At 72.1% G+C, this 14,777-nt stretch carries 13 protein-coding genes; 5 read left to right on the forward strand and 8 right to left on the reverse strand.

What is annotated here, in order from left to right:
- From dmpG to ASC77_RS01765, 3 genes are read right to left on the reverse strand one after another with little or no spacing between them, the layout of a single operon-like run.
- A complete protein-coding gene (gene dmpG, locus ASC77_RS01755; RefSeq protein ID WP_056148064.1) occupies nucleotides 1–1,083 on the reverse strand; it encodes a 4-hydroxy-2-oxovalerate aldolase in 1,083 nt (360 codons plus the stop codon).
- Nucleotides 1,080–1,985, reverse strand: a complete 906-nt coding sequence (locus tag ASC77_RS01760) for an acetaldehyde dehydrogenase (acetylating) (RefSeq protein WP_056148067.1) — start codon at nucleotides 1,983–1,985, stop codon at nucleotides 1,080–1,082. Before ASC77_RS01760 ends, dmpG begins: the two co-directional genes overlap by 4 nt.
- Nucleotides 1,986–1,987: 2 nt before the next feature.
- Complete coding sequence (locus ASC77_RS01765; protein WP_056148069.1) at nucleotides 1,988–2,776, reverse strand: 2-keto-4-pentenoate hydratase; 789 nt, start codon at nucleotides 2,774–2,776, stop codon at nucleotides 1,988–1,990.
- A gap of 35 nt (nucleotides 2,777–2,811) precedes the next feature.
- On the opposite strand from ASC77_RS01765, the gene kstD reads away from it, so the two are divergent.
- From kstD to ASC77_RS01785, 4 genes are all read left to right on the forward strand, one after another.
- Complete coding sequence (kstD, locus tag ASC77_RS01770) at nucleotides 2,812–4,476, forward strand: 3-oxosteroid 1-dehydrogenase (RefSeq protein WP_056148071.1); 1,665 nt, start codon at nucleotides 2,812–2,814, stop codon at nucleotides 4,474–4,476.
- Nucleotide 4,477: 1 nt separating this feature from the next.
- Nucleotides 4,478–5,326 (forward strand): MaoC family dehydratase, encoded by an 849-nt coding sequence (locus ASC77_RS01775; RefSeq protein ID WP_056148075.1) that lies wholly within the window; start codon nucleotides 4,478–4,480, stop codon nucleotides 5,324–5,326.
- A 99-nt stretch (nucleotides 5,327–5,425) separates the two neighbouring features.
- The gene (locus ASC77_RS01780; RefSeq protein WP_056148078.1) at nucleotides 5,426–7,462 is read left to right on the forward strand and encodes a hypothetical protein; all 2,037 of its coding nucleotides are present in this window, start codon (nucleotides 5,426–5,428) and stop codon (nucleotides 7,460–7,462) included.
- A complete protein-coding gene (locus ASC77_RS01785; protein ID WP_056148081.1) occupies nucleotides 7,459–7,998 on the forward strand; it encodes a hypothetical protein in 540 nt (179 codons plus the stop codon). Before ASC77_RS01780 ends, ASC77_RS01785 begins: the two co-directional genes overlap by 4 nt.
- On the opposite strand, the gene ASC77_RS01790 is transcribed toward ASC77_RS01785, so the two are convergent.
- Complete coding sequence (locus ASC77_RS01790) at nucleotides 7,988–8,326, reverse strand: glutaredoxin domain-containing protein (RefSeq protein ID WP_200944867.1); 339 nt, start codon at nucleotides 8,324–8,326, stop codon at nucleotides 7,988–7,990. The genes ASC77_RS01785 and ASC77_RS01790 overlap by 11 nt on opposite strands.
- Nucleotides 8,323–9,513, reverse strand: a complete 1,191-nt coding sequence (locus ASC77_RS01795) for a DUF480 domain-containing protein (RefSeq protein ID WP_200944868.1) — start codon at nucleotides 9,511–9,513, stop codon at nucleotides 8,323–8,325. The genes ASC77_RS01790 and ASC77_RS01795 overlap by 4 nt, the downstream gene beginning before the upstream one ends.
- Here ASC77_RS01795 and hrpB point away from each other — a divergent pair.
- A complete protein-coding gene (gene hrpB, locus ASC77_RS01800; protein WP_200944869.1) occupies nucleotides 9,512–12,061 on the forward strand; it encodes an ATP-dependent helicase HrpB in 2,550 nt (849 codons plus the stop codon). The genes ASC77_RS01795 and hrpB overlap by 2 nt on opposite strands.
- Here the strand turns inward: hrpB and ASC77_RS01805 are convergent.
- From ASC77_RS01805 to ASC77_RS01815, 3 genes are read right to left on the reverse strand one after another with little or no spacing between them, the layout of a single operon-like run.
- Nucleotides 12,058–13,038, reverse strand: coding sequence for an RNA polymerase subunit sigma-70 (locus ASC77_RS01805; protein ID WP_056148084.1), 981 nt, complete (start codon nucleotides 13,036–13,038; stop codon nucleotides 12,058–12,060). The two genes, hrpB and ASC77_RS01805, sit on opposite strands and share 4 nt — an antisense overlap.
- Nucleotides 13,035–13,331, reverse strand: a complete 297-nt coding sequence (locus ASC77_RS01810; protein WP_056148087.1) for a hypothetical protein — start codon at nucleotides 13,329–13,331, stop codon at nucleotides 13,035–13,037. Before ASC77_RS01810 ends, ASC77_RS01805 begins: the two co-directional genes overlap by 4 nt.
- The gene (locus ASC77_RS01815; protein WP_056148091.1) at nucleotides 13,328–14,725 is read right to left on the reverse strand and encodes an MFS transporter; all 1,398 of its coding nucleotides are present in this window, start codon (nucleotides 14,723–14,725) and stop codon (nucleotides 13,328–13,330) included. The genes ASC77_RS01810 and ASC77_RS01815 overlap by 4 nt, the downstream gene beginning before the upstream one ends.
- Between the last annotated feature and the right edge of the window lie 52 nt (nucleotides 14,726–14,777).

Genomic DNA, 14,777 nt, shown 5'->3' on the forward strand with positions numbered 1-14,777 from the left:
CTACGAGTTGGCTGCCGCCTTGTCCTGCTCGGCCTTGAGCATCAGCGCGATGTCGATGAGCTGGTCCTCCTGGCCGCCGATCAGCTTGCGGCGACCGGCCTCGAGCAGGATCTTCGCGCCCGAGACTCCGTAGCGGTCGGCCGCGTTGCCGGCGTGCTTGAGGAACGACGAGTAGACCCCGGCGTACCCCATCATCAGCGTCATCCGGTCGAGCTGGCACTCCTCCGGCATCGCCGGCTTGATGACGTCCTCGGACGCGTCGACGATGGTGAGGAAGTCGATGCCGGTCTTCCAGCCGAGCTTGTCGCACACGCCGACGAACGCCTCGAGGGGCGTGTTGCCGGCACCCGCGCCGAAGCGGCGCACGGACCCGTCGATCTGGGTGGCGCCGGCGCGGGCGGCGATGACGGTGTTGGAGACGCCGAGACCGAGGTTCTCGTGGCCGTGGAAGCCGACGGTCGCCTCGTCGCCGATCTCGGCGACGACGGCGGCGACCCGGTCGGCGGTCTGCTCCATGACGAGCGCGCCGGCCGAGTCCACGACGTACACGCACTGGTTGCCGGCGTCGACCATGATCCGAGCCTGCTTGGCGAGGACCTCGGGCGGCTGGGTGTGGCTCATCATCAGGAAGCCGACGGTCTCCAGGCCGAGCTCGCGCGCGAGGCCGAAGTGCTGGATCGAGGTGTCGGCCTCGGTGCAGTGCGTCGCGATCCGGCAGATCTGGCCGCCGTTGTCCTGCGCCGCGCGGATGTCGTCCTTGGTGCCGACGCCCGGGAGCATCAGGAACGCGATCTTGGCGCGCTTCGCGGTCTCGGCCGCGATCTTGATGAGCTCCTGCTCGGGCGTCCTCGAGAACCCGTAGTTGAACGACGAGCCGCCCAGCCCGTCGCCGTGGGTCACCTCGATCACCGGGACGCCCGAGTCGTCCAGGGCCTCGACGATGTCGTGCACCTCCTGCGCGGTGAACTGGTGCCGCTTGTGGTGCGACCCGTCGCGCAGGCAGGTGTCGGTGAGCCGCAGGTCGAGGCCGCTGGCCGGGTCCGTGTCGGTCCAGGTGCGGGTCAGCGTGTTGATGTCGCTCATGCGTTGCTCCCCAGGATCGAGCGGGCGATGTTCTGTCCGACCTGCGTGGCCGCGGCGGTCATGATGTCGAGGTTGCCGGCGTACGGCGGCAGGAAGTCGCCCGCACCCTCCACCTCGACGAAGACGGAGACCTTGGTCTGGCCCTGGGTCGCGGCCGACGGCTCGTCGATCTGCGGCTCCTGGAGCAGCCGGTACCCCGGCACGTACTCCTGCACCGCCTTCTCCATCGCGAAGATGCTGGCGACGATGGCGTCGCGGTCGGCGTCGGGCGCGACCGCGCAGTAGATGGTGTCGCGCATGATCATCGGCGGCTCGGCGGGGTTGAGGATGATGATCGCCTTGCCCCGCTCGGCTCCGCCGATCGTCTCGACCCCGGCCGAGGTGGTGCGGGTGAACTCGTCGATGTTGGCGCGCGTGCCCGGACCGGCCGACATCGACGACACCGACGCGACGATCTCGGCGTACGACACCGCTGCTGCGCGGGACACCGCGGCGACCATCGGGATCGTGGCCTGGCCGCCGCAGGTGATCATGTTGACGTTCATCGCGGCGACGTGCTCCTCGCCGTTGACCGGCGGGATCACGGCCGGCCCGACCGCGGCCGGCGTCAGGTCGATCGCCCGGATCCCCGCCTCCTCGTAGCGCGGCGCGTACTCGCGGTGCACGTACGCCGAGGTGGCCTCGAAGATCAGGTCGGGCAGCGTGTCCTGCTTCAGCAGCCAGTCGACCCCCTCGTGCGTCGACTCGAGCCCCTGCGCGGCGGCCAGCTTGAGCCCCTCAGACGACGGGTCGACGCCGATCATCCAGCGCGGCTCGATCACCTCACTCCGGAGCAGCTTGTACATCAGGTCGGTGCCGATGTTGCCCGGCCCGACGATGGCAGCGGTCAATTTCTGGCTCACGCTCACTCCTCGAAGGTGACGCTGAGCGGCGCGAAGCCGCTGATGGTCGCGACGACCCGGTCCCCCGGGACGAACGGTACGAAGGGCCCCAGGGCCCCGGACAGGATCAGCTGGCCCGCACGCAGCGGCTCGCCGTACCGCTGAGCCTGGACGGCCAGCCAGCGCAGTGCCTCGAGCGGGTCGCCGAGGCAGGCGGCGCCGTTGCCGGCGGAGCGCTCCTCGCCGTTGATCGTGAGCGACATCGTCACGTCGCGGGGCTCGAGCTCGTCGAGCGTGCGGCCGTCCGTGCCGACCACGAACAGCCCGCTCGACGCGTTGTCCGCCACCGTGTCGGTGAAGCCGATCGCCCAGTCGGCGATGCGGGAGTCCACGATCTCCAGCGCCGGCAGCGCGACCTCGACCGCGTCGCGCACCACGTCGATCGTGATCTCCGCGTCGTCGATGTCACGGCGGAGCCGGAACGCGACCTCGCCCTCGACCCGCGGCTGCAGCAGGGTGCGCATGCTGATGGGGTCGTCGCTGCTGACGTCCATGTCGTCGAGCAGGTAGCCGAAGTCGGGCTGGTCGACGCCGAGCTGTTGCTGCACCGCCTCGGAGGTGGCGCCGATCTTGCGGCCCACCACCCGTGCTCCCCCGGCGAGGCGCGCCTGCACCAGGCCCTGCTGGACGGCGTACGCCGCCGGGAGGTCGTCGGTGCCGATGAGGTCGCGCACCGGCGCGCACGGCACCCGGCTCGCCTGTGCCTGGGACAGCCGCTCGACCGCGGCCCCGATGGCGTCCTGGTTGGTCACGGGACCAACAGTAGAACCTGTTACAGTTTCTCGCCATGACGACCCCCCTCCCCGAGGCCGTCGACGTCGTGGTGGTCGGCGCAGGCGGCGCCGGCATGACCGCGGCGCTCGCGGCGAAGGACCGCGGCCTCGAGACCGTGCTGATCGAGAAGAGTGCGTACTTCGGCGGCTCGACCGCGCGGAGCGGCGGCGGCGTCTGGATCCCCAACAACTACGCGCTCAAGGCGGCCGGCCAGGGCGACGACCTCGAGCTGTCGAAGCAGTACCTCGACTCGATCGTCGGCGACGTCGTCCCGAAGATCCGGCGCGACACCTACCTCGACCGCGGACCCGAGGTCATGGACTTCATCAAGGAGCAGACCCCGGTCCGCTTCACCTGGGTGCCGCAGTACGCCGACTACCACCCGGAGGCGCCCGGCGGCCGCCTCGCGGGCCGCTCGTCGGAGCCGATCCCCCTGGACGCGCGGTTCCTCGGCGACGAGCTCTCGCACCTGCACCCGCCGTACACGAAGGCGCCGGCGAACCTGATCGTCACCCAGGCCGACTACCGCAAGATCAGCCTCGGCCTGCGCACGATCAAGGGCCCGCTGACGATGGCGAAGGTGCTGGTCAAGCGGCTCGTCAGCCTGATGCTCGGCCGCAAGATGTACGCGATGGGCAACGCGATCGTGATCGGCCTCCGCAAGGGCCTGATCGACGCCGACGTCCCGGTCCATTACGAGACCGAGCTCACCGACCTCGTCATCGAGGACGGACGCGTCGTCGGCGTCCGGGTGCTCCACGACGGGGTCGAGTCCGTCGTCCGCGCGCGGCGCGGCGTGATCCTGGGCAGCGGCGGCTTCGAGAAGAACCTCGAGATGCGTGAGAAGTACCAGCCGCAGCCGACCTCGGTCGACTGGACCACCGGCTCGCAGTTCAACACCGGCGGCGGGGTGCTGGCCGGCATCGCGGCCGGCGCCGACATCGACCTGATGGACGACTCGTGGTGGGGCCCGACGATCCCGCTGCCGTCCGGCCCGTGGTTCTGCCTCGCCGAGCGCAACCTGCCCGGCTCGATCATCGTCAACCAGGCCGGCAAGCGGTTCATGAACGAGGCGCTGCCGTACGTCGAGGCCGTGCACGAGATCTACCGGGGCGAGGCGACCGGCATCGGTCACGTGCCGGCCTGGATGGTCATCGACCAGCGCTACCGCAACCGCTACCTCTTCGCCGGGCTCTCGCCGCGCCAGCCGTTCCCCGGCCGCTGGTACAAGAACGGCACCGTCAGGAAGGCCGACTCGCTCGAGGCGCTGGCCGCCGAGATCGACGTGCCCGCCGAGGCGCTGACGGCGACCGTCGAGCGCTTCAACGGCTTCGCGAAGACCGGTGTCGACGAGGACTACCACCGCGGCGAGAGCGGCTACGACAAGTACTACTCGGACCCCACGGTCAAGCCGAACCCGTCGCTGCACACCATCGACCAGGGACCGTTCTACGCGGTGAAGATCGTGCCCGGCGACCTCGGCACCAAGGGCGGGCTCGTCACCGACGAGAAGGCGCGCGTGCTGCGCGCCGACGGGTCACCGATCCCCGGCCTGTACGCCGCGGGCAACGTCTCGTCCGCCGTCATGGGCCGCACGTACGCCGGCCCCGGCGCCACCATCGGTCCCGCCCTGACGTTCGGCTACCTCGCCGCCGAGACCATCTCCGAGGAGTCCTGACATGCCGATCGACCCGTCCGTCGCGATCGGCGCCGAGCTCGGCTCGCTGGACTTCACGTGGTCCGAGAGCGACGTGCTGCTCTACCACCTCGCACTCGGCGCGACCGACCTCTCCTACACGCTGGAGACCGCCGGGCTGCAGGTGCTGCCGTCGTTCGGCGTCGTCGCCCCGACCTTCCACGCCTCCGACCCGCCGCCTCTCGACCTGCCCGGCTGCGACATCAACCTCGCGCAGGTCGTGCACGGCTCGCAGTCGATCGAGCTCGCCGGTCCGGTGCCGACCTCGGGCTCGGCGACGGTCACGACCCGGACCAGCGAGATCTGGGACAAGGGCAAGGCCGCGGTGATCTGGCAGGAGGGCGTCGCGACCGCGCCGTCCGGTGAGCGACTGTGGACCACCCGCTCGTCGATCTTCGTCAAGGGCGAGGGCGGCTGGGGCGGCGACCGCGGCTCGTCCACCCCGGTCGAGATCCCGGACCGTGAGCCGGACACGGACACGACGTACGACGTGACGCCCACCCAGGCGCTGCTCTACCGCCTCTGCGGCGACCGCAACCCGCTGCACGCCGATCCGGGCTTCGCGCAGGCCGCCGGCTTCCCGGCGCCGATCCTGCACGGGCTCTGCTCCTACGGCATCGTGCTGCGCACCCTCACCGACCAGCTCCTCGGCGGCGACTCCGGCCAGGTCGCGGGCTTCGGCGTGAAGTTCGCCGGTGTGGTGTTCCCCGGCGAGACCATCCGGGTGCGTGGGTGGCGCGAGGACGGCCGGATCATCGGGTCGGCGACGGTCGCGGGCGGCGAGCGCGACGGCGCGCCGGTGCTCGGCGACGTGGTGCTCACGACCGCCTGACAGCGCCTGATCAGACCACCGGGACACCTTGCCCGAACGGCACTTCCGGACGCTCCAGCTGTGGAATCCTGGCACCGACAGTCCGGTGGGAGGAGTCTGATGGCCAGGGGTTTCCTCAAGGCGTTCACGTCCAAGAAGAAGTCGTCGTCGAAGGCCGAGAAGAAGGACTCGACGAGCCCGAAGCAGACCAGCGCACCTCCGCCCAGTCCGGTCCCGCTGCCGGTGATCGGGCGCCACCGCTCGGACGCCCACGCGCCGAAGCCGCAGCGGTCCTCGATCACGATCGGCGCCAACCGCACGCCCCAGCCGCCGCCGTTGACGACGCTCCAGAAGTGGACGCCCGGCGAGAAGGGTGGCTCGCCGAAGACCGGCGGTCCCGTCATCGGGCGCGGCCGGGGCGTGACCACGACACCGAGCACGTCGTCCACGGGCACTGCGCCGACGAGCACTGCGCCGACGAGCACTGCGCCGAAGCCGTTGCCCCCCGGCTACGTCGAGTTCGGGGCACCGGTGCCCGACGACGACAAGGCGCCGTACACGGAGAACTACAGCTACAACTCGACCGGCGCCACGCTGTTCGAGGACGACAAGGACTCCGGGCCGTACAACAACGTCGACTACGCGAAGTACGGCGGCACCGAGACCACCGACACCTCCACCACCGGCGGCACTGCCAACTACAGCCAGCCGGGCATGTTCCAGCTCGACGAGGACGAGGACAAGGACTCCGGCCCCTACAACAACGTCGACTACGCGAAGTACGGCGGCACCGAGAACACCGGCGGCACCGCCAACTACAGCCAGCCCGGCATGTTCCAGCTCGACGAGGACGACGACAAGGACTCCGGCCCCTACAACAACATCGACTACAGCACCCAGGAGGACCTCGACGCCCTCGTCGAGGACGACGACAAGGACTCCGGGCCCTACAACAACATCAAGTACGGCACGCAGGACGACCTCGACGCCATCCTCGAGGCCGACGACGAGAGCGACTACGAGTCCGACGACGACGAGATCGACTACCAGAACATCGTGGACGGCCCGGAGCAGAAGGAGCAGAGCGCGCCGGAGGTCCCGAAGTCGTCGGCGCCGAAGGACACCCCAGCCGTCCGCAAGCACCGTGCGTGGTTGATCGCCAAGCTCAGCACGGACTACACGCACGAGCGGACCGTCCAGCGCTCGGACCTCAAGGGTGCGGCCGGTGAGCTCGCGCGGGACATCAAGACCTGGTACTGGATCGCCGACGACCTCGACTGCATCGACGTGAACGACCCCGACGAGTTCAAGCAGGCCATCGCCCCGGCCCCCAAGAACCACCCGATCCGCCAGGTCGGAGACGTCGACACCGCACTCGAGATGGCCAAGAAGATGCATGCCAACCTGCTCGAGAAGGCACGCCGCCAGGAGCTCCCGGTGACCGAGGAGGGCGACCTCGGCGACATCAGCAGCCGCCTGGTCGAGTACGACGACGAGTCGGCCCAGGAGCGGAGCCTGGTGCTGGTCGGCGGCAACCGGCTCTTCCGCAACGACGACAAGAAGACGCCGGTCGACACTGCGATGAGCTCGACCTTCCACTCCGGGCTCGGCGCCGAGATCTTCGTCGTGGGGATGGGCAACGACATCCACATGGCCTCGCACAAGATCGGCAAGTTCCACCACTCGAGCCTGCTCGGTGGCGCCAACGTGTCGATGGCCGGCGAGATGCAGGTGACCGACGGCAAGATCGACTGGCTGTCCAACAAGAGCGGCCACTACCACCCCAGCGTCGTGCAGTTCCAGCAGTTCCTGCACCACCTCTCCAAGGACATGCCGATCAACTTCCCGGTCAACGGCTGGGGTGTGCCCAAGAACGTGACCGGCCAGCAGCTCGTCGACGGGGTCGACGAGACGGGCCAGGTCAAGCCGAAGCAGACCCACGACTTCCAGAAGATGCAGGAGCAGCTGACCGCCTGGAAGGAGCTCGTGGGGAAGCCGGCGATGAAGAAGGTGATGAAGGACAACGGCTGGAAGCTCGACAAGTGGGACGACGAGTGGGAGGTCGAGGACGCCGATGGCAACGCCGTCCCGCCCAAGTCCGTCCGCGAGGCGATGAAGCGCGCGTACCCGCACCTGAAGCCGGTCGGTGAGCGATGAGCAGCGATCCTGTCGGCGACGTGCTGACCGCCTCGGACCTCGACACGCTCCAGACCGCGGTCGGGGCACTGCCCGCGGACGCCGACGTCACGAGGATCGCGGGCGTCGTCGACGACTGGTCGGACCAGCAGGCACTCGCCAACGTCCTGCTGCACCCGTCCCTCATCCCTGTCTCCCACCGGGTTCCGGCGGTGCTGCGGGGTCTGCGGTCCGACGGCTACCTGCGGATCGCCGCCACGGCCGGGGTCGGTCACCTCCCTGCCGCGGATGTCACCGACGACGTACGGCGTGAGCTGCTGGACGCCCTGCTCGACGTCGTCGCGTCCGATGCCGGCCCGGCGGGCGTCCGCGCGGCCGCGGAGGTCGGACCGCTGATCCGCGCCGACGAGCTCGAGCTGCTCGACGATCTGGCGGCGCACCCCGTCGATGCCGTCCGCCACAACCTCGCACAGGCGGCGCTCGGCATCACTGCCCCGGAGGACCAGCTGCCGGTGCTGCTCCCCTACCTGCCGAACCTCGCCGACGTCAGCGGTTGAGCCGCTCCCGCACCCACGACGGGGGCGGGTTGGTGCGGTGGCCGTCATCGACGAAGACGGTGGGCACGGTCTCGTTGCCGCCGTTGACCGAGCGGACCCGCGCGGCGGCGTCCTCGTCGCGGTGGATGTTCACCCACACCGCGCGCCGCCCGAGCGGCCCCAGGGCGAAGCGCAGTCGCAGGCAGTAGGAGCAACCCGGGCGCCAGTAGATGATCGGGCGCCCGTCCGCACGTGCCTCCCGGTCGCTCACCGTGCGGGGGAAGGCGTACGGCGTGAGGGTCACGACGACCACCAGCGCCGCGACGACCAGGACGACGATCGTCGTCACGACGGCTTCCGGGCCACGACGTACAGGCGCTGCGAGGTCTCGCCGCGCGACTCGACCGGGCCGCGGCGGTACCACTCCACGTCCTCGAGGCCGGCGGTCCGCACGAGGCCGACGACCTGCTCCGGCTCGTGGTAGACGAAGTCGAGCTCGACCGGGACGTCGAACCACTCGTCGTGGTGGCGCACCTCGGTCCCGGCGTGCACCGCCACGACCAGCCAGCCCCCGGGCGCGAGCGGGCGCACCAGCGAGTCGACGGCAGCGGGAAGCTCCGCGGCTGCCAGGTGGATGAGCGAGTACCACGCCAGCACGGCCGACCAGCCGGGCGCGCTGGTCGGGCGCATCAGCCGGCGCAGGTCGCCGACCTCGTACGAGCCGTCCGGATAGCGCTCACGCGCCTGGGCGACCATGCCCGCCGAGAGGTCGATGCCGGTGGCGTCCGCTCCCGCGTCGGCGAGGTAGGCCGTGATGTGGCCCGGTCCGCAGCCGACCTCGACCACGGGTCCCCCGTCGGCGTGCGCGGCGACCCGGTCCAGCAGCCACCGTTCGAACGGCAGCCCGCTCACCTCGTTGACGAGGTGGTCGGCGTACGACGCGGCCACGGCGTCGTACGACGTGCGCACCCGGTCGTCGCGGGCCTCGGCGCCACCGACGAGCACGTCGACGGTCGGCGCGGGAGTCTCGGCGGCGGGCTCGGCACCGAGCAGGTGCATCCACCGGTTGTCCCGGTCGCCACCGCGTCGCGGCAGCTCCCGGACCAGTCCGCGCTCGGCCATCCGGCGCAGGACGTCCGCGGCGGCGTCGCGGTCGGCAAAGGCGTGCAGCCGCTCCGTGCGGCTCCGCAGCTCCCCCGGTGCCTGCGGCCCGCGCAGCAGCAGCACGGTCAGCAGCGCCCGCTCGTCGTCGGCCAGGCCGAGCACCTCGTCGAGCGTCTGGTGGTACTTCAACGTCCGGCGGCCCGTGTCGGACCACACGATGCGCAGCAGCCCCCGGTCCTTGAGCCGCCGACCGGCCTGCTCGACGGTGTGCTCGTCGTAGTCGGTCACGGGGTCGCGGCTGTTGCTCTGGTTGCAGGCGGTGCGGAGCGCGTTGAGCGACAGCGGGTACGACGCGGGCACGGTCACCTGCTTCTCGAGCAGGCTGCCGAGCACGCGCTGCTCCTCCGCGTCCAGGACGGGCAGGTCGGGCATGGGTCCGACCCTACTGACCTCTCGGACCGTCCCCCACACTGTCTCTGTGCCTGACGACCCGATCCAGCGACTGCTCGCGGATCCCCCGTCGCTCCCGGTCCGCGACGGCCTCGGTGACATCGTGGCGGCGCTGCGTGCCGCCGGCACCGCGGTCGTGCAGGCACCTCCCGGCACCGGCAAGACGACGCTGGTCCCGCCCGCGGTCGCGGCCCTGGTCGACGGGACGGTCGTCGTCACCCAGCCGCGGCGGATCGCCGTGCGCGCGGCCGCTCGGCGACTGGCCGGGCTGCTCGGCGAGCCCGTGGGCGAGACGGTCGGCTACTCGGTCCGCGGGGACCGGCAGGTCGGGCCCCGCACCCGGATCGAGTTCGTCACCACCGGCGTCCTGCTCCGTCGGCTGCAGCGTGACGCCGACCTGCCTGGCGTCTCCGCCGTGGTGCTCGACGAGGTCCACGAGCGGCAGCTCGACTCCGACCTGACCCTGGCCATGCTCGTCGAGGTGCGCGCCCACCTGCGCCCCGACCTGCACCTGGTCGCGATGTCGGCCACGGTCGAGGCCGAGCGCACGGCGGCACTGCTGGGTGGCGCCCCGGTCGTCGCGGTCCCCGGCTCGCTCCATCCGGTCGTCGAGGTCTGGTGCCCGCTCCCGCCCGGCGTACGCCGCGCCGACGACCGCGGCCCGACACGGCAGTTCCTCGACCACGTCGCTGCCTGTGTACGTCGGGCACTGGCCGAGCAGCCGGGCGACGTGCTGGCGTTCCTGCCCGGCGTCGCGGAGGTCTCCGGCGTCGCGGCACGGCTCGCCGGGATCGATGCCGACGTACGTCCCCTGCACGGGCGGCTGCCCCACCGCGAGCAGGACCTGGCGCTGACGCCGGGCGACCGGCGCCGGGTCGTGGTCTCGACGGCCGTCGCCGAGTCCTCCCTCACGGTCCCGGGCGTGCGCGCCGTCGTGGATGCCGGGCTGTCCCGCCAGCCGCGCACGGACCACCGGCGCGGGCTCGCCGGCCTGGTCACCGTGGGTGTCAGCCGGGCGGCGGCCGAGCAGCGGGCGGGCCGCGCGGGCCGCGAGGCTCCGGGCGCCGCCTACCGGTGCTGGTCGCAGGCGGAGCACGCCCACCTCTCCGCGCACCCCGAGCCCGAGATCGCCACGGCCGACCTGACGTCGTTCGCCCTGGAGATCGCGACCTGGGGCAGTCCCGACCCCGCCGGGCTCGCCCTGCTGGACCAGCCCCCGGCGGCCGCGATGGACGCCGCACGCACCACCCTCGCGGGGCTCGGCGCGCTGGCCGACGACGGCTCGGTCACCGAGCGCGGCCGCGAGATCGCGCGGATCGGCACCGACCCGCGCCTGGCCAGGGCGCTGCTCGACGGCGCCGAGGCCGTCGGCTCCCGGCGGGCCGCGGAGGTGGTCGCACTCCTCTCCGAGGACGTCCGCGCTCCGGGCTCCGACCTCGTCGCCGCGCTGCGCGCCCTGAGGCGTGGCGGGCCGGAGAAGGCCGCGTGGACCGCTGCGACCAAGCGCCTCGAGGCGACGCTGCGCGGCTCCCGACGTCCCGTCGACGGCGGGGCCGACCTCTCCGACGACGTCGCCGTGGGCCTCGTGGTCGCACTCGCGCACCCGGGCCGGATCGCTCGGCTGCGGCCCGGTGGCACGTCGTACCTGATGACCTCGGGTACCGGCGCTGTCGTCCCCGCCGGGTCGGGCCTCGCCGGGGTGCCGTGGCTTGCGGTCGCGGACGCGGACCGACGACCGGGCGCTCGCGACGCCACGATCCGCTCAGCGGCTCCGTTGTCGGAGGACCTCGCCCTGGAGGCCGCGTCGGCCTGGTGGCAGGAGGCCGAGCAGGTCGAGTGGTCGGGAGACCGCGTGGCGGCGCGCCGCACCGTCTCCCTCGGCGCGATCGAGCTGTCGTCGGCGACGATCGCCGACCCGTCGCCCGCCCTGGTGGCGACGGCGGTCCGGGAGGGGCTGCGGCAGCAGGGACTCGCCGCCCTCCCCTGGTCCGAGGCCGCGTCCGCGCTCCGCGAGCGGCTGGCCTTCCTGCACCGCGCGTTGGGTGCGCCGTGGCCGGACGTCTCCGACGACGCCCTGCTCGCGGACCTCGAGGCCTGGCTCGGCCCGGAGCTCGCCCGGATCCGGGGCACCCGCGACCTGCGACGGATCGACGTGCTCGCCGCCCTGCGCCGGCTGCTGCCCTGGCCCGAGGCCGGGCGGCTCGACGACCTCGCCCCCGAGCGCGTGCGGGTGCCCAGTGGGTCCAGCGTCCGGGTCGACTACGCGGGCGACCAGCCCGTGCTCGCCGTACGCCTCCAGGAGGTGTTCGGCTGGACCGCGGCACCCCTGCTCGCCGACGGTCGGGTGCCGCTGCTCCTCCACCTGCTCTCCCCCGCGCGCCGCCCGGCCGCGGTCACCGCCGACCTGACGTCGTTCTGGACGAGCGGCTACCCCCAGGTGCGCGCCGAGCTGCGCGGGCGCTACCCCAAGCACGCCTGGCCGGAGGACCCGACGACGGCGCCGCCGATCCGCGGCGTACGGCGACGCTAGCGCGGGCCTCCCGACATCAGCGACGGGTCGAGGAAGGCGTCGAAGCCGACGATCAGGCCGTCGTCGGTGAACGACAGGATCGAGACGCTGTGGGCCAGGAACGCCCCCACCTCCTCGTCCCAGACGTACTTCTCGACCGCGGGCTGACCGTTGGCCGTCGTGGCCCGGCACGACCACCGTCGCCCGGGGCGCAGCGGCGCACTGGCGATGAACTCGGTCACCGCGCTGCGGCCCGCGAACCACTCGCCGAAGGGCGGCATCGACATGACGACGTCGTCGGCCAGCAGCGCCACGACCGCGTCGACGTCGGCGCGCTCCCAGGCGGCCACGAAGGCGGCGACCGCGGCCTGGACCCGGTCGTCGCCGAGGTCGCGCAGCACGCGCTGCTGGCTGCGGTCGGGCAACCGGTCGCTCATCGTCGACCGGGCCCGTTGCAGTGCGCTGTTGACGGCCGCCGTCGACGTCTCGAGCGAGCCGGCGACCTCGGCCGCGGGCATCGCGAGCACGTCGCGCATCACCAGGACCGCGCGCTGGAGGGGCGGCAGCTGCTGCAGGGCAGCGACGAAGGCCAGCTCGACCGACTCCTTCTGCTCGTAGACGGCGTCGGTCGGCGACGACTCCCAGGTGAGCCCGGCCCCGGGGAGCGGCCCGAGCCACACGGTCTCGGTGAGAGGCGGGGAGATCCCCAACGCCGGGTCGCCCGCCGGCGACAGGTCGACGGGTCGGAACCGGCGGCCCCGCCGCTCGATCTCCCGCAGGCACACGTTGGTCGCGATCGTCACCAGCCAGGTGTTGAGCGCGCTGCGACCCTCGAACCGGTCGATGCTGCGCCAGGCGCGGACCAGGGTCTCCTGCACGGCGTCCTCCGCGTCGTGCGCCGACGCGAGCATCCGGTAGCAGTGCAGCAGCAGGCCGGAGCGCAGCGGTGCGACGAGGGCGTCGAACGTCGCGGGGTCGCTCGCCCTGATCTCGGTCACGACGTCCTCCCGTCGTAGGCGCCCACGACGTGCGCGGCGCTCTGGACAGGAGGATCCTCGCACCGCTCGCCGACGGTCCAGGCGAAGCGCTGGAACGCCGGGAGCTCCCGCAGCACGGTGCTGTCGCCGTCGACCTGGTGCACGAACGTCACACCGTCGTCCAGCACGGCCGACTGGTAGGCGAACCCGTCGGGACGGATCTCGGCCAGCTCGGCGAAGACCGCCCGCACCAGGCGCAGGTTCTCCTCGGCGCACTCCGGCCGCACCCGGTACCGGACCACGACCCGGCTCACGACGCCACCGCCACGGCCGGGACGACGACGCGTCGTCGCGCGGGCAGCGCCAGCCCGACGAGGGCACCGGCCGCCGAGAGCCCGGCGGCGGTGACCAGCGCCGGCACGAACCCGTCGACGAACTGCTGCGGCGAGGCGTAGCCGCCGTACGCACCGAAGACGGCCACGGTGAGCGAGACGCCGAAGACGCCCCCGAGCTCGCGCATCGTGCTGTTGATCCCGGATGCCGTCCCGACGTCGCGGTCCTCGACCGCGGCGACCACGGCGCTCTGGCCGCAGGGCACCGCCAGCGAGACGCCGATGCCTCCGACGACGAACGGCCCGAGCGCGTCGAGGTAGTCCCCGCCCGCCGTGACCGTGCCCGCGAACCACAGCATCGCGAGCGCCTGGATGCTGAGGCCGGTGACGAGCAGCGGGCGCTCCCCGATCCGGTCGGCGAGCGCGCCGGCGGCCGGGGCGACGACGATGAAGGTGCCGGTCCACGCCATCAGCCGCAGACCCGCCTCGAGCGCGCTGTCGCCGAAGCCGAACTGGAGCAGCTGGCCGTAGAAGAAGACGGCCGAGAACAGGGACGCCAGGGTGAGGAACGCGGCGACGTTGCCGGCGACGAAGCCGCGCCGGGCCAGGAGCGCTGCCGGGACCAGCGGCCGCGGCGCGCGACGCTCCCAGAGCACGAACGACCCGAGCAGACCCAGACCGACTGCGATCATCGTGACGACCTCCGGGGCTCCCCAGCCCTCGCCGGCGCTGCGGACCATGGCCCACACGAGCGCGAAGCAGCCCGCGCCGAGCAGGGTGACACCGGGTACGTCGAGGGTGCTGTCGGGGACCCGGACCTCCGGCACGTAGCGGAGCGCGAGCGGCGCCGCGAGCAACCCGATGGGCACGTTGACCCAGAAGATCCACTGCCAGTCGAGGCCGCCGAGTACCAGCCCGCCGAGCAGCGGGCCGCAGGCGACGGCGATGCCGGTCACGGCGCTGTAGAGGCCGACCGCCTCGCCGCGCCGCTCGGCCGGGAAGGCGCCCGTCAGCAGCGCCAGCCCGAGGGTGAGGACCAGCGCACCACCGGCGCCCTGCACTGCGCGCATGGCGATGAGCAGCTCGGGGCCGGTCGAGAGCGCGCACCCGATCGAGGCCAGCGCGAACAGCGCGATGCCGAGGGCGTAGCAGCGGGCCCGACCGAATCGGTCGCCGATGACGGCGGCCGGCACGAGAAGCACCGCGAGGCTGAGGTTGTAGGCGTTGACCGTCCACTCGAGCTCGGTCAACGAGGCGCCGAGGTCACCTCGGATCGTCGGGATCGCCGTGGAGACCACCAGCGTGTCGATGGCGGCCATGAAGGAGCCGAGGGAGGTGAGCACGATGACCCACCGACGGTGTCGAGCGTCGAGCATGAGTCCTCCAGGAGAGTGGCAGCACGTGTTGCTGCCTCGTCTCCTGTGATCC

Origin of the sequence: Nocardioides sp. Root1257 (assembly GCF_001425175.1) — a bacterium.
In the GTDB taxonomy this organism is placed as follows: Bacteria; Actinomycetota; Actinomycetes; order Propionibacteriales; family Nocardioidaceae; genus Nocardioides.

Excerpts from the sequence above, each read along its gene's own strand:
- dmpG (WP_056148064.1), bottom strand. The coding sequence starts at position 1,083 with ATGAGCGACATCAACACGCTGACCCGCACCTGGACCGACACGGACCCG.
- kstD (WP_056148071.1), top strand. The coding sequence starts at position 2,812 with ATGACGACCCCCCTCCCCGAGGCCGTCGACGTCGTGGTGGTCGGCGCA.
- ASC77_RS01775 (WP_056148075.1), top strand. The coding sequence starts at position 4,478 with ATGCCGATCGACCCGTCCGTCGCGATCGGCGCCGAGCTCGGCTCGCTG.
- ASC77_RS01780 (WP_056148078.1), top strand. The coding sequence starts at position 5,426 with ATGGCCAGGGGTTTCCTCAAGGCGTTCACGTCCAAGAAGAAGTCGTCG.
- ASC77_RS01785 (WP_056148081.1), top strand. The coding sequence starts at position 7,459 with ATGAGCAGCGATCCTGTCGGCGACGTGCTGACCGCCTCGGACCTCGAC.
- hrpB (WP_200944869.1), top strand. The coding sequence starts at position 9,512 with ATGGGTCCGACCCTACTGACCTCTCGGACCGTCCCCCACACTGTCTCT.
- ASC77_RS01795 (WP_200944868.1), bottom strand. The coding sequence starts at position 9,513 with ATGCCCGACCTGCCCGTCCTGGACGCGGAGGAGCAGCGCGTGCTCGGC.
- ASC77_RS01815 (WP_056148091.1), bottom strand. The coding sequence starts at position 14,725 with ATGCTCGACGCTCGACACCGTCGGTGGGTCATCGTGCTCACCTCCCTC.